Below are 22,914 nucleotides of genomic sequence, written 5' to 3' on the forward strand. Positions count from 1 at the left end.
TTATTATACGCAATTAAGTACGCAAAGAAAACGGCATTAAGAGAACTTTCGCTTTTTATTCGCTTTTCATTGAAATCAACCAAAGGAGTCTTCTACTATGAAAAAAGTTGTGATTATCGGCGGTGGGATCATCGGTTTGACCCTCGCCAATTATCTTGATAAAACCAAATTTGACGTGACTGTCATTGATTCCCTTATCGGGCAAGCAACGTCTGCTAGCGCTGGCATCATCTCCCCTTGGCTCTCCAAACGCCGCAATAAAAAATGGTACCAGCTAGCACAAGACGGTGCCGCGTTTTTCCCACAATTGGTGCGGGATTTTGCATTAGATGAATCCATCTATGCCCCCTGTGGCACGTTGGTGGTGCGTCCCGAAAACGCGCTTCAGGAGCTAGCAGATCTGGCTGTAAGTCGCCGCAAAGAAGCGCCAGAAATCGGCGAGATCGAGTTACTGACAGGATCACAAACCAAAGAGGCACTGCCATTATTGAAGGAAATGCCCTCATTACGGATCTCAGGGGGTGGTCGTTTAGATGGTCGTGCTTATCTTGCGCACGTAAAAGGAGTTGCCTTACAGCAGCAAGTCACTTTTATCGAAGAAAAAGCCGAGATTTTAAGAAAGGACAGCCATTGGCAAATCAAAGCAAAGGATCAACTCCTTGAGGCGGAGGTTCTTTGTCTGACAGCTGGACCGGGATTGCTAGACTTGTTATCACCTTTAGGGTATCAGGTTGATATCCGTCCGCAAAAAGGCCAGTTGCTCTCTTTTGCCACCAGCCTGCCGACAAACAGTTGGCCGGTCGCCATGCTAGAGGGTGAGGGTGACTTGATTCCCTTCTCTGATGAGCAAATTTTATTAGGAGCCACCCATGAAAACGATGCGGGTTGGGATTTAACACCAACGGAAGCTGCCAAGCAGCAATTAATGACAGGAATCGGTGCTTTTCTTGAAGACCCCGAAGCACTCTTTGCATCGCCTATGACCATGCGCGTTGGCACGCGTGCCTATACTTCTGATTTTGCACCGTTCTTTGGAGAAGTGCCTGATGAAACGAATTTGTTCGCCGCCAGTGGACTTGGTTCTTCTGGGTTAACGACCGGTCCATATATCGGTTATCTCCTAGCCAATCGGATCAATGATGGACGATCTCAACCCAAAAACTTCTTAAGCTACACAAAACCGATGACAGAATATATCAAAAAGCGTCTTTGACAGAAGACTAAAAAACCACCAGAACCGCTAAGGTCTGGTGGTTGTCACTGTTAGTCTTGCAAAATTACGGTACAGTCTTCTAGCTGATCGCTAAACATATTCTCCTGTTTCCCAATAATCGAGTAACACTTCATTGATGATCTCGCGATCCAGTGGTTCTCGGAAATCATCATCAAACGCATCTTCGATTGGAACATCGCCAACAGCTTTGATACAAACTGGAACGACGGGATCTGGGTGATCTTCTGCGGTCAACACTTTTTCAATTTTGATCTTATGCGTCCAATCTGCCCCCATATCATAAATGTAGGTCATGGACTTGCAATACTGAAAATCTTGGTCAATACCGGAAGCATCCGTTGGTACGGAATTGCCTAAGCCGATCGATTTCGAACCGGCAATAAACAAGTACAAATGTTGATTCATCCACTCAAAGGCAATCTGAATCAACATATGCAACTGCTCATAGGTCAGCCCTGCAGGAATGATCAAACGACGCCAAATTGGCGGACGGTATCCTTCTAAATCAATTCGGACCTGATAGGCGACTGGTGTATTCGCCGCTTCATCAAAGGCCGTATGTTTCGTTGGAAATGGGACGATTTTTGGCGAGATTGCAGCAATACGCGGGTCATCAACGGGCAATAGTTCATGTTCTTCAGGATCGGTGTCTTGAATCATCGCTAACATCGCTTCTTTCTTTTCAGCTGACCAAAACTGGGGTTTGGACATCCTTGCGAAAAAGATAGGTTGTTTTTCAGCCAATACAAAGGCGATTTCTTGGTACTGTGATTTGGTGATATGCTTTTCTTTATACATGCAGTAATAAAAGTCTTCAATGGCTGTTTTGGCAAACGGAAGAAAATTTAAACTGTACGGTACTTCTTGAGGCAGCATTTCGGTGTACACCGATTCGACAAAGACTTTGTCTTTTAATTTAGTCATGCCACCATCTGTTTCCGCGCAAAAGATCAAGTAAAAAACAGGATCTAAGTAGTGTTCAAGATCGTCGTCACTAACCACACTTGGTCCGCCATACAAATCAACGTGATCCATCATGCGGTCAATCACTTTCGCTAATTTCTTCAATGTTTTTTCCAAAAAAATTCTCGCTCCTTCCTATCAAGTTTACTTTGACGAAAAGAGCGAGGATTGTCAATCTTTTTTTTAATGGGAAAGCATTTCCTGTGCAATTTCTAATCCACTCATCCCAGTTGGGTAATAGGTTGGCCAATGATCCATTTCTTCTAATAAGGCTTCATGACTATCATTGCCGAAGTAGATATGGAAATGATGGGACGCACTTGGTGCGATCATATGGTCGCTGAATTGAATGTATTTGAATGCCGCATCTTCGTCAGTGCTTTCAAACAAGAAACGTACGCCACGATTACCAGCGGAATAGTTCAAAATCTCTTTGCCAGTATACACATAATTGGCTTCTTTCTCTGTGCCATCATCGAAGATAAACGTCATTGTATTGTCTGTGATCTTGATCTGAGCAACATCTGTTTGATAACCGGTCGTATAATACTCTTTGTATTCGTCAGCCGTCATTTTCTTGTCCATTTTTGCTTTATAATCAAACACTTGGTCTAATGTTCCGTCTTGTAAAAATGGATACACGGATTGCCATTCTCCTGCCCAATCAGATAAGGGACGATCTTGTACATCTGCATCCTCGAAATAGCCGTTATAAACCGTTTTTTCTTTTTCGGCTTCCGCTATTTCTTTGTCATTTGCTACATCGGTCGTTTTTCTCAAGGCATCACGGTTTTGTTCCATGATCGAAATATAGTCTTCCCCGTTATCCATTTGCTCTTGGGTCAAGCCTTCTAATGGATTCAAGACAGCCAGTTCGACACCTGCTTCTGAAGCTAACGTCCGGGCAATGCTGTCTTTGGCATTTTCTTCAAAGTAAATCGTTTGGATACCTGTTTCTTGAACGAACTCTTTTAGTTCTGCGATTCGTGAAGCGGAAGGTTCCTCGCTTGGTGAAAGACCAGAGATCGGTACTTGGGTCAACCCGTATTCCAATGCCAAATAACCAAAAGCTGCGTGCTGGGTCACGAAGTGATTTTGCGCTGGATTGCTAAACGCTTCTTCATAAGACGCATGAAGCTCTTGTAACTTCGCTAAATAATTCGCAGCATTTTCTGCAAAGGCTGTCGCTTTCGCTGGATAAGCCTCACTCAGCTGGTCACGGATCGCCTCTACTTGTTTCATGGCTAAGCTTGGGGCTAACCAGACATGGGGATCTAATTCATGAGAATGACCATCATCGTCGTGGTCATGATCGTGATCGTGATCGTGGTCGTGGTCATCGTCACCGGGTAACAGGACCATTCCTTCTGTGGCTTTAACCACTGTCACATCCCCGTCATTTAACGTGGCTTCAATCGAAGGAACCCACATTTCCATGTTCTCGTTGTTGTAGACGAAAACATCCGCATCTTGGATCTTTGCCATATCTTTTGCAGAAGGTTCATAATCGTGGGAATCAGTGCCCGCGGGCATCAATAATTCAACCTCCCCTTCATCCCCTACAACTTGACGAGTAAAATCATACATCGGATAAAACGTAGCCATGACCTGGATTTGTTCATTATCAGAAGCAGCGTTGCCTGATTGTTCAGTTGCATCAGAGCCTCCTTGTCCACAGGCCGCCAAAGCTAGGGCTACTGTTGATAACATCGTTATTTTAAAAAACTTCTTCATTTTCAAAATACACTCCTTTTTATTTTTCCATATTTCCTTTTCCTCGGCAAAACACTGATAAATCAATTACGATTTACAAAAACAAAACGTAACGTTTACGTTTTACCATCGGTTTTCTACTTTACACAACTATTTACCCCTTGTCAACAGCTTTTCAAGATGTTTTTTTATATGTAAAAACTTTCATATGTACCACCACAAATATCAGTGAAGAAATTTCCTTGAAAGACTTGCTCTGCTGATTTTTTTTCAATCGTCGAACATCTCTTTTTATTGTCCTTTGCTGGGTCCTGTGCTACACTCGAGGGGTAATTGAATAGAAGATTATCCACTAGGGGCGCTTTATGCTGAGATAGACGTAAGTCTGGTCCCTTAGAACCTGATTTGGTTAGTACCAACGTAGGGAAGTGGCAGCGCATGATTTTTCGCGTTCCCATTTTTTCTGTCTACGTGTGGATAGAAAAAGGAGGAACGCTTTTTTTGTAGACAGAAAAACCATCGAGAGGAGAAGAGAAAATGACAAATGAACCAATCGCCTGTGCCGCAGGCGGGATCGATATCACTGGGTGCCGAGTAAGTTTGTACCCCATGAAAGACCACTTTGCGCAACAAATCGTAGCGAGCATTGAGCGGACGGATACAACAGCTGTTTGGCAGCAAACCGATCTGTTCAGCACCCTTTTCCGAGGGGAAGCCCCAAGTGTTGTCGATGCGGCAGCAGGGCTATTTATCAACGCTTACGAATCCAAGACACACCTCGTGGGTGAGTTTACTTTTTCTAAGGGCTGTCCTGGCGATTCTGCAGGTGACGCGTTTTTGAATGGAGAACAGGCACAACCCAATAAAGCAAGCAATCTTATGAATGGTACGTTTGACGTGGATTGTAAATACTCGTTTTATGTATTTGGGGAAAACAATTATATGGAAGAGATCGCCACCATCGTCCAACTGGCAGAAACCTATGGTTTGGCGCCTCGCTCCGCCCATTATGTCACGATGCTGACGGGAACGGCCAACCAACTCTTTGGGTATTTTGAAGCGGCATTAGCGTATGCCCATGACCATCTTCCCCATTATGTGTTAGAAGCAACGGTCTCAGTCAACAGTCCTTCCAAAAAGAAGGCGGTGTCGCATGACTAAATGGGTCTTAAAAGATGTCATTATGGTGGGGATCGCTTCGTTGATTTTTGGCGTGATCTATTTGGGCGCTGTTCATTTTGGGCTGTTGTTAGGTACGCTTTTAACACCCTTTGGTTTGTCTGTTTTAGCGAATGAGTTTATTTTCGGGGTTTGGTTCATGGCAGCGGCTTTTGCTGGCTATGTGCTGCGCAAACCGGGCGCAGCGACGATCACTGAGATGATCGCCGCACTTTTAGAAGTGTTTATGGGGAATTTTTATGGACCGATTATTTTTATCAGCGGATTTGTACAAGGGATTGGAACAGAAGCTGGCTTTGCATTAGGTGACTACCGTCGCTATGGCTGGTTCCCTTTGATCACTGGTGCCATTGGCGCCACGATCACGAGTTTTCTTTGGGGGATCATTCGGTCAAATTTCGTTGACTTGCAATGGCAGTTGTTGGTGGTGATTTTTATTATTCGCTTGCTTTCTTCTTTATTCTTTTCCGCCTTTTTGGTCAAGATCGTCTGTGACCATCTGACACGCATGGGCGTTCTCAACAGTTACCCGATTGCTGAAGACCAAACCATTAGCGCCAAACGAGAAGCGGCATGAGCCTGCTCGTGAAAAACGGCTGCTTTTTCGTGGATCAAAAACGGCTTGATCTGACACTGTCTTTAGCCCCCGGAGAAACAAAAGGAATCTATGGTGCTTCAGGAACAGGAAAAAGCACTCTTTTCCACCTCTTAGCGGGGCTTAACGAGAAAGGGTTTGAAGAAGGAACCTATACGATCGATGACCGAACGCTAAACCAGCTTTCCATTCGAGAAAGAAGCACATCGATCAGCTTACTGTTTCAAAATCCAGATATGCAATTTTGTATGGCCACGCCTCGAGAAGAACTACTGTTTTGTCTTGAAAATCAATGTATTCCCCAAGCCGACATGCCAAAAAAAGTAGCGGAAGCCTTGACGTTTTGCGAGATCAGCCATCTTGCCGATCAGCCCTTTACGACCTTGTCTGGCGGTGAGAAACAGTTAGTAGCATTGGCTTGTTGTCTGATTTTAAAGAGTCGCTACTTGCTTTTGGATGAACCATTTGCCAATTTGGACGCTGACACAAGTCAAAAAATCATTCGAAAACTGCGACAGCTCCAAAAGCAACATGCCATTGGCATCTTACTGATCGACCATCAAATCAAAGAAACTGCTGACTGGGTAGCTGAGTGGCTGCTGATTGAAGAAGGATTCAGATCCGTCGATCAAAATAAGATGCGCACACTCGATCAGGAGCTGCGCAGGTCACTACCGCCTGTTGAGATTAAGAAACTTTTTGCAAAAGAGCGGCTATCTTTTCAAGATTTTCGCCTGCCGATCCGTAACCAAGCGATTGTTTTTCCGAATCTTACCTTTGATAGTGGGACAATGATTGGGCTCACCGGACGTAGCGGCAGCGGCAAATCTTCGTTTTTAAAAGCGATCTTGCAGCAGCAGGCGTACTCAGGAACCATTCGCCTGTGCGGGGATCCAATCAAGAAGCATCCCTCCCCTTTTCGGTCCATCAGCTGGATCATGCAAAATCCGCAGGACCAGTTTTTGGCTGCTACAGTGGCACAGGAGCTTAGCCAAGGACGTGCAGCGACCGAGAGTGACAAACTGCTGGAAAAATTGCGACTACAAAACAAGAGCACTCAGTCCCCTTTTCTACTCAGCCAAGGCCAGCAAAGACGCTTGGCAGTAGCAGCTTTATTGCAGCGACCAGTCAAATTACTGTTGGTGGATGAACCGACCTATGGCCAAGATGTCAAGCAAGCTTGGCAGGTCATGCAGTTGTTAGCCGAAAAAGCCGCAAGCGGCACCTTGGTTTTAATCGTTAGTCACGATGTCTTATTATTGGAAGCATTTTGTTCACAAATCATTGATTTTAATCATTATGAAAAGGAGGACATAGATGCGCACCCTCAACCCGACAGTCAAGTTATTCGCCATTTTAGGACTCGCCTTACTGGTTTCTTTTCAAAATAATTTCAGATTGAATCTGCTACTCTGTGTCCTATTCTTTGCTGTTTCTGTAAACGAACGCTCTTTGAAAAAAAGCCTTTTGCTTGTTTCTGCATTGACCTTGGCAGCTGTGGGGGTCTTTTTCACCGGACTCCTTTACTACCAGGACAACCAAGGTGGCTCCTCCTCAGCAGCAGCTATGCGCTATGGACTTGACATGGCAAGCCGTATCTATTGCTTTGGTATGTTGGGCAGTTCTTTCAGTGTATCGACCACGATCAATGAGCTGATTTATTCGCTGCAGCAACAGCTGCGACTCCCCGCCGTTTTTGCCTATGGTCTGCTCGCTGCGTTTCAAATTGCGCCCATCATTCCAGCCGAGTATCAGAATATCCGTAATAGCATGCGTTCTAGAGGAATCCCCGTCAATCTATTTTCATTCAAGATGCTGATCCCTTTACTGGTCAAATCGATTCGTTGGTCTGAGCTCTTGGCGACTGCGATGCTTTCAAGAGGATTTGACAGCGAGGCAAAGCGAACCTACGCCAAGTCATTTCGCATCACTTTTGCCGATATGCTCTTTCTATCTTTTTGTCTGATAATCGGCCTCGCTGGAACACTGCTCTTATAAAGGGGAAAAAGAGAAAAAGCCAAAGAAACACTGCCGTTTCTTTGGCTTTTTCCTTCTTATGGCTAAGAGATGATTGATTTTTTTATGGATCCAGATTTGATTTGATAGAGCGTTACAAACAAGGTGGTCACTAAAATATACATTGCGAAAAGGAAATACATGTTTTTAAAAAGCTGGATCGTCGTTTGATTGAGCCAAGCCCCTACTTTAGGGATATAAAAAATGGGTTGCCCAATCAATTGGCTTTTTTCGATTTCTTTTGGTTCCATCTGGCTTTGGTTATCACCGATCGTATAAAGCACCGATTGGTTTTCTCCCACTGCAACGATTCGCCGTGTGCGCATCTGTCTGCCGTGATCGACATAATAGGTCACTTCATTACCAACGACCAAATTGTCTTCTGAAGCCTTTTTAACAAAAAGTAATGTCCCTTCGGAATATGTAGGTTCCATTGCATCGCTGTTAACGATGGCCATTGTGAAACCAAACGCATGAGGAATCACGACCGCTAAAACAGAAATCAGCATAAACAACAATACAAAAAGTGAGAGCATGATACTTTGTTTTGGCAAAAGTTTCATTTTCTTTTCTCCTTCTAAGGCTCAGTTTCTTTTTCGATTCTATAACATATTTAAATTTTTTTCAAATATTTAAAAACGATTCATTGAATTTTTATGCGTATTTTTTCTGATTATTAATTGACTTTATTTTACTATTTATATTATGCTAAAGGCGATTAAAAAACATAGGAGAAAAAGTATGCTTTTTTTAAATAACAAGTTCTTTTTTAAACGTTGGATTCCCTTTATCCTACTCGTTCTATTTTTGCTAGGAAGCATCGGTTTTTTTCTTATACTCTTCCTATCTCCTACTTCTGATAACCATACCGTGGAGAAGAAGGAAGATTGGATTTTTTATGCGGAAGACAATCCTGATTCTACTTTTATTAGCCGTTATGTGAAATATTTACCTAGCGTAAAAGCCAATGAGCGATTTGTCATGCAGCGAAAAATGACCAATGAATACAAATATCCAACGATGCTGCTGATTGGCGATCATCAACACATGACCGTCTATTTGGATGATCAAGAAATTTATACCAATGAAGCTGCCGAACATTCATTGACCTTCAACCATCCTGGCAAAACCTTATCTTTTATCACATTGCCAGAGGATTACGTTGGAAAGACGTTGAAGATCTACGTGACTAGTCCTTTCGACACCTATTCTGGCTTTCCAGCCGAAGTCTTTTTTGGTCCTGCCAATGCATTGATCGGTTATGTTTTTAGTCTATCAATTTTGAATATCTATATCCTCCTATTTACCGGATTTATTTGTATCCTTAATTTATTTTATCTCTTCGTTTCTTTTATGAACCAAAGAAAGCTGAAAGTATCTTCCATTTTATTCAGTGGCTTTTCCTTAAGTGCAGGTTTAGAAGCAGGCTTCGGGGATCTGCTGGGTGGACTGCTTTTTTCTCCCATCGTGAATTCATTTATGTTAAATTTTCTTTCGATTATTACGCCCATGTTTTTGATTGGGTTTTACTACACAAACATGCACTTCGTACGTAAGTATTATCAGAAATGGTTGTTTGTTCACTACTCCTTCGGGATCTTTGCCATGTTTTTGGCACTTTTTCAAAAACAAAGTTTGCCAGTCGTCATGAACTATCTGTTTTTATTAAATATCACCAGCACCTTTGTGACTTCGTTTGCGGCGATTTATGAGGCGTTAAAAAAGAATCAATTTTATGTCCTTTGTGCACCTTGGATCGTTGTCGCGGCAATCGGTCATGGGTTCTTGTATATCCAGGATATTTTAGTCCTCCCGCAATCTGACATCAATTGGCGCTCGATCATCTTTTTCTTACTGATACTTATTTTTACTTGTTATGGGTTCCTCGAACTCTTTTTTGCCAGTGAAGGCAAAAATAAGCAGATCGACACAGCAGACATCAAAGTGCGATTATATGAAAATCAGCAGGCGATCGGTCCAGATCAAACGGCACAATGGCAGCAAGTTTTACAAACCATCAAAAAGAGAACCCATACCATTAAAGACATGTTAGAAGATGAACAACTAGCGGCTGCGTATGAAGGTCTTTGCGAGATTGAAGAAGAAATCAAACAGCAGCTAACGATCCCTGCGGTTGAAAAAGAATCGATCACGACGATGCTGCTTGCTGATTATCAACACACTGCCGCTCAAAAAAGGATCACGCTTACCTGCGATGACCTCACGGAACCACTGGAACGATTGGAAGAAAATGATCGTCTGTCCTTGATCGCCCATTGCTTAGAGTACGCCATCCGCTACACCTGTTCGGTCACAGATCCTCAAAATCGCAGGCTTTCGTTGAAAGTGACTGACACAAAAGAACAGCTACATATCGACTGTCAAATGCCGATTTTGACAGAGGATGAGGCAGAAAAACTGCAAACTGACGAAGCAAAACGACAGGCGATCCATACCGATGTGCAAATGCTGGAACAAATATGTCTTGTCTATCAAGGAAGTATGCGTATCGAGGATTCAGATGGTTTTCATTTTTTGCGTTTGACACTTGCCGCTAAAGCGGATCTGCTGTCTTTTGACTGACTGCCTTTTCTCCGATACGTTAAACGGTCTATTTTAAGAAAAAGCGAAAAAACTCTTGCTTTTTTCGCTTTTTCGCTTTAGCATGATAAAGAACAGCAACAAGCATTGGAATAGTAATTTTATGATGGTCTTAGAGAGTCGATGGCAGCTGAAAAATCGACACCCGCTGATAAAATGAACCTACCCAATGGCAATGACCGCAAAACGGTCGGTGGAAAGGCCTTATCCTTTACGAGTTGGATTATCCCGATGGATAATCAACAAAGGTGGTACCGCGAAATCCAAGCATTTCGTCCTTTTTAGGACGAGATGCTTTTTTATTTTTTTAAGGAGGAAAAACAATGACACAAAAAAATGATTTTACAGAATGGTATATCCAAACGATCCAAAAAGCCGAATTGATGGCTTACTCCCCAGTGAAAGGTTCCATTATTTTCCGTCCTGACGGCTTCGAACTTTGGGAGCATATTCAAGAGGAGTTCAATCGTTTCTTGAAAAAAGAAGGCATTCGCAATGCATACTTCCCAATGCTGATTCCGCAAAATTTCTTTATGAAGGAAGCGGATCATATCGAAGGCTTTGCCCCTGAATTACCTTGGGTCACAGAAGTCGGCAACGAAAAACTGGAAGAACCTTTGGCCTTGCGTCCAACCTCAGAAACCATGATCGGCTCTGCCTTTTCTGATTGGATCAACTCCTACCGTGACCTGCCTTATGAAATCAATCAATGGGCAAACGTCTTTCGTTGGGAAAAGAAAACATTGCCTTTCTTGCGTACCTCAGAGTTTTTATGGCAAGAAGGTCATACCGCTCATGAAAATGAAGAAGATGCTCGTCAACGCACCATGAAAGTCTTAGATGAATATGCCCGCCTTTGCGAAGAATTCCTAGCGATCCCTGTTTATCGTGGACAAAAAACCCCATCTGAGCGCTTTGCGGGGGCAGTAGATACGTATTCGATCGAAGCGATGATGAAAGACGGCAAAGCAGTCCAAGCAGGAACCAGCCACTACATGGGGACAAAATTTGCTGAAGCATTTGATATTACGTATTTAACGAAAGAAAACAAGCATACCCATGCCCACACAACCTCTTGGGGTGTCTCTACCCGCTTGTTAGGTGCCTTGATCATGACCCATGGCGATGAAAATGGTTTAGTTTTCCCACCAACCATTGCACCAACCCAAGTTGTGTTGTTACCAGTCGGTCCTTGGAAAAAGAATCCAGCCATCTTAGAAAAATTAGAAGAACTGTATGCCAACTTTAAAGCCAAGGGCATTCGTGTTCGTTTGGATGATTCTGATAACTCACCTGGCTATAAATTCAATGAATGGGAACTAAAAGGCGCTTGCTTGCGAATCGAATGTGGCCCAAGAGATTTAGAAGCTGGCAAAGTCATGGTCAAAGTCCGTGACCTACCTGACAAGCAAACGGTGGCGCTTGAGGAATTAGAAGCGTTTGTTGATCAAGAATTACAAGCAATGACTCCACGTTTATTAGCAGCTGCGAAGGAACGTAACAAAGATAATGAGTACACCAACATCGATACATTGGATGAACTAAAAGCCCATATCGAAACGTGCAAACAAGAAGACAAAGTGACTGGTTTTGTTTTGATCGGTTGGGACGGCTCGGAAGAAACCGAAGCCAAAATCAAAGAAGAAACTGGCTTTACTACTCGGAACATTCCGTTTGAAGCGCCAATGGAAAAAACGGTCGATATCGTCAGCGGGAAACCTGCCAAACACACCGTTTGGATCGCCCGCGCATACTAATAAAAAACGAAGCAGCCAGATTGAAAAGGCTGCTTCGTTTTTTGATTAATAAATCAATGAAAGAAAATCTTCAGGCGTGATGTTGCCAAAATATTTTTTGACATCAATGTTGGCAATGACTTGTGCCAAATCTTCTTTGGCATAACGAGTACCGATCAGTGCTTGTTCTACATCTGCAATGTCCCCTAGGCCGAAAAAGTCGCCAAAGATTTTGGCATCTGTGATTTTTCCTTCTGCCACATTTAAACGAACTTCGATGGAGCCGATCGGGAATCGATGACGACGTTCTATATCAAAGGCTGGTGATTTGCCGTAATTCCAATCCCAGTTACGATAATACTTATCGGAAATCTCATTGATCTTGACCCAATCCTCTTCTGTTAGTTCATAGGTTTTGACGTCTTCCACGGAATCGACACCAAAAATCTTCAATAAGATTTCTTGACGGAACTCTTCAGTCGTCATGTCTTGCTTCTCTTTTGGCAAGAATGGTTTGATGTTGGTCACTCTTGAACGGATCGATTTGATGCCTTTTGATTCGATTTTGTCTTTACGGACTTTCAAGGCGTTAACTACTTCATTGATATCACTGTCAAACATGATCGTGCCATGAGCAAACATCCGGCCATTTGTTGCGTACATCGCATTCCCAGAAAACTTCATGTCATTGATCACAAGGTCGTTGCGGCCTTTTAGTTGCGCCCCTTCAACCCCCATCTCATGTAAAGCTTGGACGATTGGTTTGGTCAGTTTTTCAAAATCTCTGAAAGAATTCCCATCGTCAGGCATAATAAAGCTGAAATTCAAGTTTCCGAAATCATGATAGACTGCACCGCCGCCGCTGAAACGACGAACGACATGGATCCCATGTTCATCCACATATTCCTTATTGATCTCTTCGATCGTATTTTGATTGCGTCCAATGATAATCGATGGTTCATTAATGTAAAAAAGTAAGATGGGTTCATCCACTTTCATTTCTTGAAGAAGAAAAATCTCGATGGCTAAATTGATGCGTGGGTCATTCAGTTCGTTCGGTACAAAAAGCATACTATTCGTTCCTCCTAATTAGATGATTTCAATTATTTTTTGAACAGCCGCCAATTCAACGGGGATCCCATTGGCAGCTAGTGCAGCCTCTTCTCGTAACTGTTCTAAATCACCGTGTTGCGGCAAATGCGTCAACATTAATTTTTTTACCTGCGCCGCATGGGCGATCTCCCCTGCTTCTTTTGACGTAAAATGAGCCTTGTGACGCTCATTGCCTGCAAAAAGATAGGTATCTGCCAAAAACAGGTCAGCTCCTTGTGCAAACGCAACAAAAGATTCTAAGTAGCCAGAATCGCCTGTAAAAACAAAAACCTTGCCTGTACTTTTCTCAACAAATCGCATGGCATAGCAAGTGACTGGATGGATCGTTTTCATAAAGGTAATGGTAAACGGGCCCAATTCCAATGACTCCGTTTGGAGGTAATCAATTCCTTGAGTCACTCCAGGCATCGTCAGGCTTTCAAAATGAACTGTGTCCTCCCCATGTCCGTAGATTGGCAAAACCTGGCGTTCTTCGTTTCCTGGATATAATTGCCAATAGTATTGCAATACCCCTAGATCCGCAATATGATCGTGATGGTAATGCGTCAAAATCACTGCATCTAAGTCTAAGGGATCAAGGATTTTTTCTAGTTGGACCAAGGTGGTGCTTCCCGCATCAAGCAGCAAATGAAAGCCTTCCGACTCAATTAAATAGCCAGTAGTCCCTTCACCATTATACGGATAGGCACCTAAACAACCTAAGACAGTTATTTTCACTTGTGTTTCCTCCTCTTTGGCTCAAGCTGGTTTTCTACTTCTTTTATGCTATCACATCTCAGCTGATTTGACTAAAATCCGACCATTTTTTTGCAAAAAAAGATCGAGAAAACGAGAAAAAAACGATGGCTATTGGTAGAACCCTATGAATGAGTTTTTTACTCTATCTGCAGGGAGCCAGACCAATGGGCCATCGTCTTTTTTGTTTATCTGATCATCGCTCGTTGTTCATGGATCAATTCCTCATAAAATACTGCATTAACTGCATAAGCGTAGGCGTTTGCCCATAGCATCCCGATCATCAGTGCCAAAAAGCCGAGAATAAACCAACCAATCAATGATAACTGTAGCCAAATGTATTGACCCAGATGTGGACGCAAGAGCGCAAAGGCCACTTTAATTGACTGAAGAACCCCTAATTCCGGTTGATCATAGCGCAGATAGATCGCTAATTGGATCACACCAGTAACGACTTGTGACAAAAAGAAGAACAAAATGATGGCGAGAAAAGTCCCGAGTACAAAAGCCAGGGAGCCATTAAACATCGCCAAATCAATAGAGATTCCCCGATTAAAATTGAATACCAAGTCCAAATATTGATTGAGCCCTGATAAGACAAACTGCGGTAAGAAAATCGCAAAACTCAAAAGATAATTTAAAAGCGCGCTCACTAAATTTAGTAGCAAAAACGGTACATACAGACGCTTATCAAAGACTAGAAAAATATCCCCCACGTTGATTCCTCTGCCACGAACCAGATAGAGTGCCATGATACTCAACGCTACCGAAAACGCAAAGAAGACAAAATTGTCCAAGATCAGATCGATCCAGCTCCCTGCATTGTTTGCACCAAAAGAAGTCCCAATACTACTAAAAAGCGAGCTGACCACCGCTTGTACCGCAACCGTCGCTAAAATACTTAAGACGAACGTTCCCCAGAATCCGCGCAAGGCGTTTTTGGCGGTCTCTCGAATCATTGTATTTGATCTCATAGACTCACCTTAATAACTGCGCAATGCTTTAACGGTCTTATCGTCTAAGCGGCGAACCACTTCCGTTACAAGCTTGACTGTATTGAAGTAGTCATCCTCATGAATGACAGAAGTATGAGAATGCAGGTAACGAACTGGCACGGTAATAGCGATCGAAGGGACCCCATCACGAGTCAAATGCATTTGACCAGCATCGGTTCCTCCACCAGTGATCACGGTATATTGGAAAGGAATTTCCATCTCTTCTGCGACATCGATCACAAAATTCAATAATTTCTTGTGAGGAATCATGGAAGCATCAAAAATCAGGACTTGTGGGCCTTTGCCTAACACAGAATCCGCTTCTTTTGGTGTCATTCCAGGTGTGTCCCCAGCGGTACCAGTATCTAGTGCGATCGCGATATCGGGATTCACTAAGTGAGTGCTTGTTCGCGCCCCTCTTAGGCCAACTTCTTCCATCACGTCACTGCCAGCAAACAAGCAGTTGGGATGTCCTTCTGCTGCCAAGGTTTCTAATACCCGCAGTGATACCGCCGTACCGATTCGATTGTCCCATGCTTTGGCTAATAAAAATTTGCTGTCGTTCATCCGTTTGTATTGGATATAAGGGGTGATCATATCTCCCGGACGGATCCCCCAGCCTTTGGCTTCTTCTTCACTTGAAGCGCCGATATCAATGAACATATCTTTGATATCATACGGTTTATTTCGAGTCTCTGGACTCAAGACATGGGGTGGTTTTGAACCGACGACACCGTGTATCAATTTGCCTTCATTGGTTTTGATCTCGACTTGCTGTGCCAGCATCACTTGCCCCCACCAACCACCAAGAGTCTGGAATTCAATAAAGCCTTTTTCTGTGATTTTAGTTACCATAAAGCCGACTTCATCCATATGTCCCGATATAAAAATTTTCGGTCCACCGCCATCACCAACATGTTTGGCAATGACACTTCCTAAACCATCAAAAAAGATATCTTCAGCAAAGTCTTTGGCATATTCTTTAAAGACTTCACGCACTTCCTCCTCATTACCAGGAACCCCACGTGCAGTCGTTAGGTCTATTAAAAGCTGTTCTTCTTTTTTCTCCATCTTGCTTCCTCCTTTGTCTCATTGATTATGATTATACCATTCTCTTAATCTGGTGCCAGAGGGAAATACAAAAAGATTGGTTAAATGAAAAAACGATCCTCGTTTTGTAGTGATCCTCAAGATTAGATTTTTTGGTCTAACTTGTAAGGTTCGCTTCAATTCTAAGGATCGTTTTATCAAGAATTCAATCAAGTTTCAATTATTCGCAGACACAGCTTGACGGTAATCAAATAGGCAAATAGATAGACGACTGCTGCAACAGCCGCAAACAAATGAGCGACCCAATACCCAGGACTGTCGATGATTTGGGTGAAGGTATTGATGGCAAAGACGGCATGCAAGATCGCCAGTAGCGTACCTGGCATAAAAATCCAGATGTTTTGCCAGTAAACGAGTTTGCGTACTTCTTTTCGGGTGTAACCTAGTTTGGTCAATAATCGGTAATTGTGTTTCTCCCGTTCGGTATTTGAAAATTGCCGAACGATCAAACTGCTGGATGTCGTGATCAAAACGATCACACCTACAAATAATGACACAAACAAAACGATTCCTGCTTGCCGCCGCACGCCGCGCATCGTTGTAAAACGATTCGCTAAGGTCAGTCGATATGCGGTCATCTGGTTATTCTCACTAGTGGAATCTCGGGCAGTCTCTGGATAAAAACGCACGCTTTTTTGGTCATCGCTAAACTCATAGGTCAAAGGATGCGTCCACTCAATCGGCAGCTCTTCATCTAGCAGCTGAGTCAAGCTCTCCGTTTGCATCTTGTCTGTTTGTAAATAAGCAACGCTATAGGTGAAGCCCTCAACTTGCTGGTACGCATCATCTTGGATGACAAGGACATTCGGCAAGGAATAGCGCAAGGCAGAATCCCCAAAATAATCCTGTTCTGCTTGAATGAGTTTGAACGTATGTTGACTGCCGATTTTGACCTCGTCGCGATAGGTGATAAACGAACGAGTCACATCGTATTGACTGTCAAAAAGCACCGCTTGTTTATCGGTACTCAGTTGAATCTCCGGGGCATCGGGAACCAGTTTTCGCAGACGCTGATAATCAGAAAAAGCGACCAGATTCACCATGATATTTTCAATATTTTCGTCTTGCAACTCTCCAAGGTAACGGGTTTGAACCGTCATATTGGTCATTTTATAGGGAATCGATTGTTCGGCAATAATCGGTGTATCGGCTTTTTCTAAAAGGTCCCGCAAGGTATCTGCCTGCTCTTCTGACACTTGAAAGGACGTTGGATAAATGCGGTTCGTTGCTTGATAGTTTAATGAGATGACCCCCATCGTTCCCCCGATCAGGGAGATTGCGATCGCTGTGATGATCGTCAAAAGCGCATAGCTTTTCCACGTTCTTTGCAAGTAAGCACGCACGTTATTGTAAGCAATCAGTTTCGCCCCTTTGATAAGACGTTTTTTCGGCTTACTCAAAAAATATAACAATGCCGGCAACGAGCAATCAAAAAAAAGATAGGTTGCCGTCACACAACAAAACAGAATCAATAAAGGAATCCATAAAATTGCTGAAAAATCTTGTGTGTACGTGATATAGTTGGTCCAAGTTTCCCGCAGGGTCAAAGACAAATAGTAGCCTAACCCCAGTAGAATCAGACCTAGAACCCCCATTAATGAACGAAACGGGGTCATTTTCATTTTCTTGATCGGTAAGCGGTATTCAGTCTTGATCAGCTCACTCATTGGGGTACGCCAAACAAAAAGGATCACTTGAATACTCAAAATAATCATCGCCGCGATAAAGACAAAAACCGTTGAAAAAATCGATTGGGGTGAATTAAAGAAATGACTCGTTAAATTCAAACCCATCGCTCGAATCAAAATCATAGAAAAAAATTTCGAAAAAATAATCCCCATAAAGATGCCGGTCACTAAAGAGAAAAAATTCAGTAGAAACGTTTCCCGCAACAACAGCCAAGCCAGACGACCTTGCCGCAGCCCCAAAAGCTGGTAAACACTGATTTCTTTTTGCCGCTGACTAAGAAAAAAATGATTGGCACTCAGCATAAAAAACAAGACGACAAAGGCAACCACACTGCTGCCGAATCCTAAAACCCCTTCAATGCGGATATCTTGCTGGACCCGTTGATTCAGCAGACGATCATTCATCAAGGCGTTAAAGGAATAAAAAATCATCACAGCGGTCATCATACAAATAAAATACACCATATAATTGCGAAACTGCCGCAAAAAACTCCGCCAGCCGATTTTAAACAACATGGCGCGGACCGCCTCCAATCGTAGCCTGCATATCGATGATTTTTTCGAAAAATTCCTGACGGCTGCCTTTTTTGACAACTTCCGCAAAGAAGACACCATCGCGAATGAACAGAATCCGATTGCAGTAGCTGGCGGTAAAAGGATCGTGGGTGACCATCAAGATCGTCGTTTTTTCTTGTTGATTGATCTGCGCTAAATACCGTAACAATTCTGTTGCCGCTTTTGAATCAAGGGCTCCCGTGGGTTCATCAGCAAAAAGGACCGCCGGACGACTGATGATCGCCCGAGCAGCAGCGACCCTTTGTTTTTGCCCTACAGACAATTCTTCTGGGTAGCGATCCAACAAGTGTTCGATCCCTAACAAATTGGCCGTCTCCTCGATACGTACTTGAGTTTCCTTCACGGGCAAGCGATCAATCGCTAAAGGAAGCAAAATATTGTCTCTGGCTGTCAATGTCTCTAAAAGATTAAAATCTTGAAAGATGAAGCCAATCTGCTGACGGCGAAAATCGCTGAGGGCTTTTTCCGACATTCGGGTAATGTCTTTGCCATCGATATAGATCGAGCCTAAGCTAGGTCGCATGATTGAAGACAAAAGATTCATCAAGGTCGTTTTCCCAGCACCGCTGGGCCCCATGACCCCAACAAATTCTCCTTGATCCACTGCAAAAGAAAGGTTATCTAATACTTTGGTTTGATTGAAACGGGTGCCGTAACTTTTTGTCAGATGCTTCACATCGATCATATTTTTCACACAGAACCCTCCTTTAAAAAAATTCTCTCCTTATGGTAGCATACTTTCTCATTGAATACTTCTGCTTCAAAACAGAGAAAAAATAAATTTAAAAAAGTTTTTATTCATTATGTGAAACATGGAACAACCAAATCCTTAATCTTATCAAGTTTTCTCGAAAACACCTCAATGAATATACACCATATATTGTGTATATCCAAAACACAAACCCTTTTCGACTACTATATATAGTTGCTCATTTCTACAATTTGTTTTATTATATTGAGGAAGATAAGGAGTGGTAGAAATGATGAACATTAAGAGAAATCCTGAGCAAGGGTTGGAAAGACAGTCCGCTTTGCGTCAGTTAAAAATCGTAAAACGTGATGGACGGCTTGTCGATTTTGATGATCAAAAAATTTACGATGCGTTAGTGAAAGCCCTAAGAAAAATCAACGGCGAGCTTTCTCCCATCGACCACGAAAAAATCACCGAGATCGTTGACAGTGTCGATCACGAGATCGCGGAACGTTTTCGTACGAATGTAAAAATCTATGAGATCCAAAATATCGTCGAGCATATCTTATTAGCAAAAAACGAGTATGCCTTGGCTGAAGAATATATCAACTATCGGACCCATCGTGATTTCGAGCGCAGCAAAGCCACAGACATCAACTTCACGATCAACAAATTGATGAATAAAGATCAATCGGTCGTCAATGAGAATGCCAATAAAGATAGCAATGTGTTCAATACACAACGTGATTTGACCGCTGGGATCGTAGGAAAATCGATCGGTTTGAAAATGCTCCCTCCTCACGTGGCAAATGCTCACCAAAAAGGCGACATTCATTACCATGACTTGGATTATCATCCTTACACCCCAATGACCAACTGCTGCTTGATCGATTTTAAAGGCATGCTGAATAATGGGTTTAAAATTGGGAACGCCGAAGTGGAATCGCCAAAATCGATCCAAACGGCCACCGCTCAAATCTCACAAATCATTGCAAACGTAGCATCGAGTCAATATGGCGGCTGTTCTGCTGATCGAACAGATGAATTATTGGCTCCTTTTGCTGAGTTGAATTATCAAAAGCATCTAAAAGATGCCGAAGAATGGATCGAGTCGCCTGAACGTCGGGAAGCTTATGCGAAGAGCAAAACGCGCAAAGATATCTACGATGCAATGCAAAGTCTAGAATACGAAATCAATACGTTATTCACCTCAAACGGACAAACGCCGTTTACTTCCCTTGGCTTTGGTTTAGGAACCAACTGGTTCGAACGGGAAATCCAACGAGCGATTCTCCAAATTCGCATCAACGGGTTAGGCAGTGAAAAGCGTACCGCTATTTTTCCAAAATTGATCTTTAGTATTCGCCGTGGCGTCAACTTGGCCCCTACCGATCCGAACTATGATATTAAAGAACTGGCTTTAGAGTGTGCCACCAAACGGATGTATCCTGATATTTTGAATTATGATAAATTGGTTGAATTGACCGGCAGCTTTAAAGTGCCGATGGGCTGTCGTTCTTTCTTGCAAGGCTGGAAAAACGAACGTGGCGAAGAAGTCAATGTCGGTCGGATGAATCTAGGCGTCGTAACATTGAATATTCCTCGGATCGCTTTAGAAGCAAATGGTGATCAAGAAAAATTCTGGACGCTGCTGGAAGATCGTCTGCAAATCGTCAAGGATGCTCTTGTCTATCGGGTGGAGCGCTGTAAAGAAGCCAGCCCTGCGAATGCGCCGATCCTTTATATGTATGGGGCTTTCGGTGAACGTTTGGATCGCAAAGACAATGTGAATGAACTATTCAAAAACAAACGTGCTACTGTTTCTCTTGGATATATCGGTTTGTATGAAGCTGCTTCGGCTTTTTATGGTGGAACATGGGAACAAGATCCAGAAGCAAAAGCCTTTACCCTAGCGATCGTGAAAGAATTGAAAGCTCATGCAGATGCTTGGGGCGATGAATACGGCTATCATTTCAGCGTATACTCGACGCCTAGTGAAAGCCTGACTGATCGTTTCTGCCGCTTGGATACCGAAAAATTCGGTGAAGTTGAAAACATTACCGACAAAGAATACTACACCAACAGCTTCCACTATGATGTGCGGAAAAATCCGACACCATTTGAAAAACTTGATTTTGAAAAAGAATATCCAAAATACTGTTCTGGCGGGTTTATTCATTACTGTGAATACCCAGTCTTGCAGCAAAATCCAAAAGCGTTAGAAGCGGTTTGGGATTACGCTTATGATCGGGTCGCCTATCTTGGAACAAATACCCCTATCGATCACTGTTATGAGTGTGGGTATGAAGGAGATTTCAATCCAACCGAACGGGGCTTCGAATGCCCGCAATGCGGCAATCATGACCCAAAAAGTTGTGACGTCGTCAAAAGAACCTGTGGGTATCTTGGAAATCCTCAAGCTCGTCCAATGGTCAATGGACGGCACAAAGAAATTTCTGCCCGGGTCAAACATTTGCAAGAATAAACGAAAAAGGAGTGCTAGAATTCTTCTACACTCCTTTTCTTGAAGACCAATCCCTGTAATTCATGATAGAAAGAAGTTTTCTTATGAGAAATCCGAAACCTAAAGAATGGCAAGCCAAAGAATATAGCCAAAATTATATTGCTGATTACAAAGCCTTCAACTTTGTTGATGGTGAAGGCATTCGAAATAGTTTATACGTGAGCGGCTGTCTCTTTGCTTGTGAAGGCTGTTTCAACAAAGCGGTCCAAAACTTTCGCTATGGTACACCTTTTACGCAAGAACTAGAGGATCGAATCATCGAAGATCTGCGGCATGATTATGTCCAAGGGCTGACCCTCCTAGGCGGCGAACCTTTCTTGAACACAACAGTCTGTCTGAAAGTCGTTGATCGGGTTCGTGCTGAATTTGGGCACAGCAAAGATATTTGGAGCTGGTCAGGCTACACCTATGAAGAATTGCTTTTGGAAACACCCGATAAATTGGAACTTTTATCCAAAATCGATATTTTAGTCGACGGTCGTTTTGAACTGAGCAAACGAAATTTAAACTTGCAGTTTCGCGGCAGCAGCAATCAACGAATCATTGATCTTGCTGCATCTCGGGAACAAGGAAAAGCGGTTATCTGGGCAAAGTGCAAAGATGCTGAAGCAAGTTACGAACAAATCAAAAAACAAATTTAAAAACTAAAAACACCGTGCATCTTGAGGTGACCCCAAAAGTTAGACCAAAAAATCGAACTTTTGGCGGTCACCTCCTCTTTCTTCAAAGATGATGCACGGTGTTTTTTTATGTTATCTCAACTCAGTGACCAAGCTTTTTACAGGTACTTACTTGCTTCACGAATCGTCAAAGGCGCCAGACTTGTTTGATAGCGAAGAAGAAAGTCTTGGACCCACTGAGGATTCGTCTTGGCATAATCTCGCAAGCTCCAACCAATAGCTTTGTTGATAAAGAATTCAGAACTCCCCAAATTATTGACGAGGACCTCTTCAAGCAGTGGTTGATCCATCCGTTCTTTTTGCAGCAGTTGATGGAGTATTGCCACTCGCCGCAACCAAAGATTTTCCTCAAGACTCCAGCGAAGCATTTCAGCTTTTAACGCTGGCAGTCGGCGAACTAGTTTTCTGACAACCTCACTTAGGGCATCCACGCTATCCCACCAAGCTTTTGTTATGACTAGCTGTTCAATTTTTGCCAGATCGATGGCCGCTAGAAACGGCTCCATCACCACTAAATAATCAATCGCAAGGTATTGGTGTTCACGATAGCTGCTTTGCCAACAATGATCGATAAAGTCCCAATCAACCGTTTTCGTTTGTTTTGCTGCTTTGAAGGTCGCTTTCTCCTGCTGGCGGCGCAACGGCGTAGGAATGCCTAAAAAATCAAACTGATGCCGCATGTAGGCGGCCATTTTTTCACTTCGCTCCTGATCAGCCAACCCCACCATCGTGTCATATACTTGATAGAGTGTCATTTTGCTCCTC

The 22,914-nt window shown here is 43.0% G+C and carries 19 protein-coding genes, 1 riboswitch and 1 other annotated feature; of the genes, 9 read left to right on the plus strand and 10 right to left on the minus strand.

Features of this window, described 5'->3' with window-relative positions; translation table 11 throughout:
• Positions 1–97: 97 nt before the first annotated feature.
• Positions 98–1,213 (plus strand): NAD(P)/FAD-dependent oxidoreductase, encoded by a 1,116-nt coding sequence (locus IGI82_RS11025; RefSeq protein WP_438842220.1) that lies wholly within the window; start codon positions 98–100, stop codon positions 1,211–1,213.
• Positions 1,214–1,303: 90 nt separating this feature from the next.
• On the opposite strand, the gene IGI82_RS11030 is transcribed toward IGI82_RS11025, so the two are convergent.
• Complete coding sequence (locus IGI82_RS11030) at positions 1,304–2,314, minus strand: plasmid pRiA4b ORF-3 family protein (protein WP_438842221.1); 1,011 nt, start codon at positions 2,312–2,314, stop codon at positions 1,304–1,306.
• Between the two features lie 66 nt (positions 2,315–2,380).
• Complete coding sequence (locus IGI82_RS11035) at positions 2,381–3,931, minus strand: metal ABC transporter solute-binding protein, Zn/Mn family (RefSeq protein ID WP_438842222.1); 1,551 nt, start codon at positions 3,929–3,931, stop codon at positions 2,381–2,383.
• Between the two features lie 323 nt (positions 3,932–4,254).
• Positions 4,255–4,354, plus strand: a riboswitch (TPP riboswitch).
• Positions 4,355–4,447: 93 nt separating this feature from the next.
• Here IGI82_RS11035 and IGI82_RS11040 point away from each other — a divergent pair.
• The 4 genes from IGI82_RS11040 to IGI82_RS11055 are packed head-to-tail and all read left to right on the plus strand — an operon-like array spanning position 4,448 to position 7,682.
• Positions 4,448–5,071: a YkoF family thiamine/hydroxymethylpyrimidine-binding protein gene (locus tag IGI82_RS11040; protein ID WP_087627653.1), complete on the plus strand. Its 624-nt coding sequence runs from the start codon at positions 4,448–4,450 to the stop codon at positions 5,069–5,071.
• A complete protein-coding gene (locus IGI82_RS11045) occupies positions 5,064–5,666 on the plus strand; it encodes an ECF transporter S component (protein ID WP_438842223.1) in 603 nt (200 codons plus the stop codon). Before IGI82_RS11040 ends, IGI82_RS11045 begins: the two co-directional genes overlap by 8 nt.
• On the plus strand, positions 5,663–7,075 hold the full coding sequence (locus tag IGI82_RS11050) for an ABC transporter ATP-binding protein (RefSeq protein WP_438842224.1): 1,413 nt from the start codon (positions 5,663–5,665) through the stop codon (positions 7,073–7,075). Before IGI82_RS11045 ends, IGI82_RS11050 begins: the two co-directional genes overlap by 4 nt.
• Positions 7,002–7,682, plus strand: a complete 681-nt coding sequence (locus tag IGI82_RS11055) for an energy-coupling factor transporter transmembrane component T (RefSeq protein ID WP_051095383.1) — start codon at positions 7,002–7,004, stop codon at positions 7,680–7,682. The genes IGI82_RS11050 and IGI82_RS11055 overlap by 74 nt, the downstream gene beginning before the upstream one ends.
• Positions 7,683–7,744: 62 nt before the next feature.
• On the opposite strand, the gene IGI82_RS11060 is transcribed toward IGI82_RS11055, so the two are convergent.
• The gene (locus IGI82_RS11060; RefSeq protein WP_438842225.1) at positions 7,745–8,263 is read right to left on the minus strand and encodes a S24/S26 family peptidase; all 519 of its coding nucleotides are present in this window, start codon (positions 8,261–8,263) and stop codon (positions 7,745–7,747) included.
• 142 nt (positions 8,264–8,405) lie between these two features.
• Between IGI82_RS11060 and IGI82_RS11065 the strand changes: the two genes are divergently transcribed.
• Both IGI82_RS11065 and proS read left to right on the plus strand, forming a co-directional pair.
• Positions 8,406–10,283, plus strand: coding sequence for a hypothetical protein (locus tag IGI82_RS11065; RefSeq protein ID WP_438842226.1), 1,878 nt, complete (start codon positions 8,406–8,408; stop codon positions 10,281–10,283).
• Positions 10,284–10,379: 96 nt separating this feature from the next.
• Positions 10,380–10,584: a binding site (T-box leader), on the plus strand.
• A gap of 40 nt (positions 10,585–10,624) precedes the next feature.
• On the plus strand, positions 10,625–12,058 hold the full coding sequence (proS, locus tag IGI82_RS11070; protein ID WP_016610951.1) for a proline--tRNA ligase: 1,434 nt from the start codon (positions 10,625–10,627) through the stop codon (positions 12,056–12,058).
• Positions 12,059–12,103: 45 nt separating this feature from the next.
• On the opposite strand, the gene IGI82_RS11075 is transcribed toward proS, so the two are convergent.
• The 6 genes from IGI82_RS11075 to IGI82_RS11100 form a co-directional block, all read right to left on the minus strand.
• Positions 12,104–13,108 carry a lipoate--protein ligase gene (locus IGI82_RS11075; protein WP_015509943.1) on the minus strand — a complete coding sequence of 335 codons (1,005 nt, stop codon included), beginning with the start codon at positions 13,106–13,108 and terminating at the stop codon, positions 12,104–12,106.
• Positions 13,109–13,126: 18 nt separating this feature from the next.
• Complete coding sequence (locus IGI82_RS11080; RefSeq protein WP_115232493.1) at positions 13,127–13,867, minus strand: MBL fold metallo-hydrolase; 741 nt, start codon at positions 13,865–13,867, stop codon at positions 13,127–13,129.
• 206 nt (positions 13,868–14,073) lie between these two features.
• Entirely contained in the window at positions 14,074–14,859 is a 786-nt protein-coding gene (locus IGI82_RS11085; RefSeq protein WP_375819513.1) for a DUF975 family protein, read from the minus strand.
• Between the two features lie 9 nt (positions 14,860–14,868).
• Positions 14,869–15,951, minus strand: a complete 1,083-nt coding sequence (locus tag IGI82_RS11090) for a M42 family metallopeptidase (protein ID WP_010749523.1) — start codon at positions 15,949–15,951, stop codon at positions 14,869–14,871.
• 188 nt (positions 15,952–16,139) lie between these two features.
• Entirely contained in the window at positions 16,140–18,194 is a 2,055-nt protein-coding gene (locus IGI82_RS11095) for an FtsX-like permease family protein (protein ID WP_438842227.1), read from the minus strand.
• Positions 18,184–18,948, minus strand: coding sequence for an ABC transporter ATP-binding protein (locus tag IGI82_RS11100; RefSeq protein ID WP_005236606.1), 765 nt, complete (start codon positions 18,946–18,948; stop codon positions 18,184–18,186). The genes IGI82_RS11095 and IGI82_RS11100 overlap by 11 nt, the downstream gene beginning before the upstream one ends.
• A 286-nt stretch (positions 18,949–19,234) precedes the next feature.
• On the opposite strand from IGI82_RS11100, the gene nrdD reads away from it, so the two are divergent.
• Both nrdD and nrdG read left to right on the plus strand, forming a co-directional pair.
• Positions 19,235–21,430 (plus strand): anaerobic ribonucleoside-triphosphate reductase, encoded by a 2,196-nt coding sequence (nrdD, locus tag IGI82_RS11105; RefSeq protein WP_034869343.1) that lies wholly within the window; start codon positions 19,235–19,237, stop codon positions 21,428–21,430.
• 83 nt (positions 21,431–21,513) lie between these two features.
• Positions 21,514–22,110, plus strand: coding sequence for an anaerobic ribonucleoside-triphosphate reductase activating protein (gene nrdG, locus IGI82_RS11110; RefSeq protein WP_005229836.1), 597 nt, complete (start codon positions 21,514–21,516; stop codon positions 22,108–22,110).
• A gap of 137 nt (positions 22,111–22,247) precedes the next feature.
• Here nrdG and IGI82_RS11115 read toward each other — a convergent pair whose 3' ends face one another.
• Positions 22,248–22,904 (minus strand): DNA alkylation repair protein, encoded by a 657-nt coding sequence (locus IGI82_RS11115; RefSeq protein WP_087627660.1) that lies wholly within the window; start codon positions 22,902–22,904, stop codon positions 22,248–22,250.
• Positions 22,905–22,914: the final 10 nt, after the last annotated feature.

This window comes from Enterococcus sp. AZ067 (assembly GCF_051715005.1).
Taxonomy (GTDB): domain Bacteria; phylum Bacillota; class Bacilli; order Lactobacillales; family Enterococcaceae; genus Enterococcus_D; species Enterococcus_D casseliflavus.

Coding starts and splice junctions, on each gene's coding strand:
- IGI82_RS11025 (WP_438842220.1), top strand. CDS start 98: ATGAAAAAAGTTGTGATTATCGGCGGTGGGATCATCGGTTTGACCCTC.
- IGI82_RS11035 (WP_438842222.1), bottom strand. CDS start 3,931: ATGAAGAAGTTTTTTAAAATAACGATGTTATCAACAGTAGCCCTAGCT.
- IGI82_RS11040 (WP_087627653.1), top strand. CDS start 4,448: ATGACAAATGAACCAATCGCCTGTGCCGCAGGCGGGATCGATATCACT.
- IGI82_RS11045 (WP_438842223.1), top strand. CDS start 5,064: ATGACTAAATGGGTCTTAAAAGATGTCATTATGGTGGGGATCGCTTCG.
- IGI82_RS11050 (WP_438842224.1), top strand. CDS start 5,663: ATGAGCCTGCTCGTGAAAAACGGCTGCTTTTTCGTGGATCAAAAACGG.
- IGI82_RS11055 (WP_051095383.1), top strand. CDS start 7,002: ATGCGCACCCTCAACCCGACAGTCAAGTTATTCGCCATTTTAGGACTC.
- IGI82_RS11060 (WP_438842225.1), bottom strand. CDS start 8,263: ATGAAACTTTTGCCAAAACAAAGTATCATGCTCTCACTTTTTGTATTG.
- IGI82_RS11065 (WP_438842226.1), top strand. CDS start 8,406: ATGCTAAAGGCGATTAAAAAACATAGGAGAAAAAGTATGCTTTTTTTA.
- proS (WP_016610951.1), top strand. CDS start 10,625: ATGACACAAAAAAATGATTTTACAGAATGGTATATCCAAACGATCCAA.
- IGI82_RS11075 (WP_015509943.1), bottom strand. CDS start 13,108: ATGCTTTTTGTACCGAACGAACTGAATGACCCACGCATCAATTTAGCC.
- IGI82_RS11085 (WP_375819513.1), bottom strand. CDS start 14,859: ATGAGATCAAATACAATGATTCGAGAGACCGCCAAAAACGCCTTGCGC.
- IGI82_RS11090 (WP_010749523.1), bottom strand. CDS start 15,951: ATGGAGAAAAAAGAAGAACAGCTTTTAATAGACCTAACGACTGCACGT.
- IGI82_RS11095 (WP_438842227.1), bottom strand. CDS start 18,194: ATGTTGTTTAAAATCGGCTGGCGGAGTTTTTTGCGGCAGTTTCGCAAT.
- nrdD (WP_034869343.1), top strand. CDS start 19,235: ATGATGAACATTAAGAGAAATCCTGAGCAAGGGTTGGAAAGACAGTCC.
- nrdG (WP_005229836.1), top strand. CDS start 21,514: ATGAGAAATCCGAAACCTAAAGAATGGCAAGCCAAAGAATATAGCCAA.
- IGI82_RS11115 (WP_087627660.1), bottom strand. CDS start 22,904: ATGACACTCTATCAAGTATATGACACGATGGTGGGGTTGGCTGATCAG.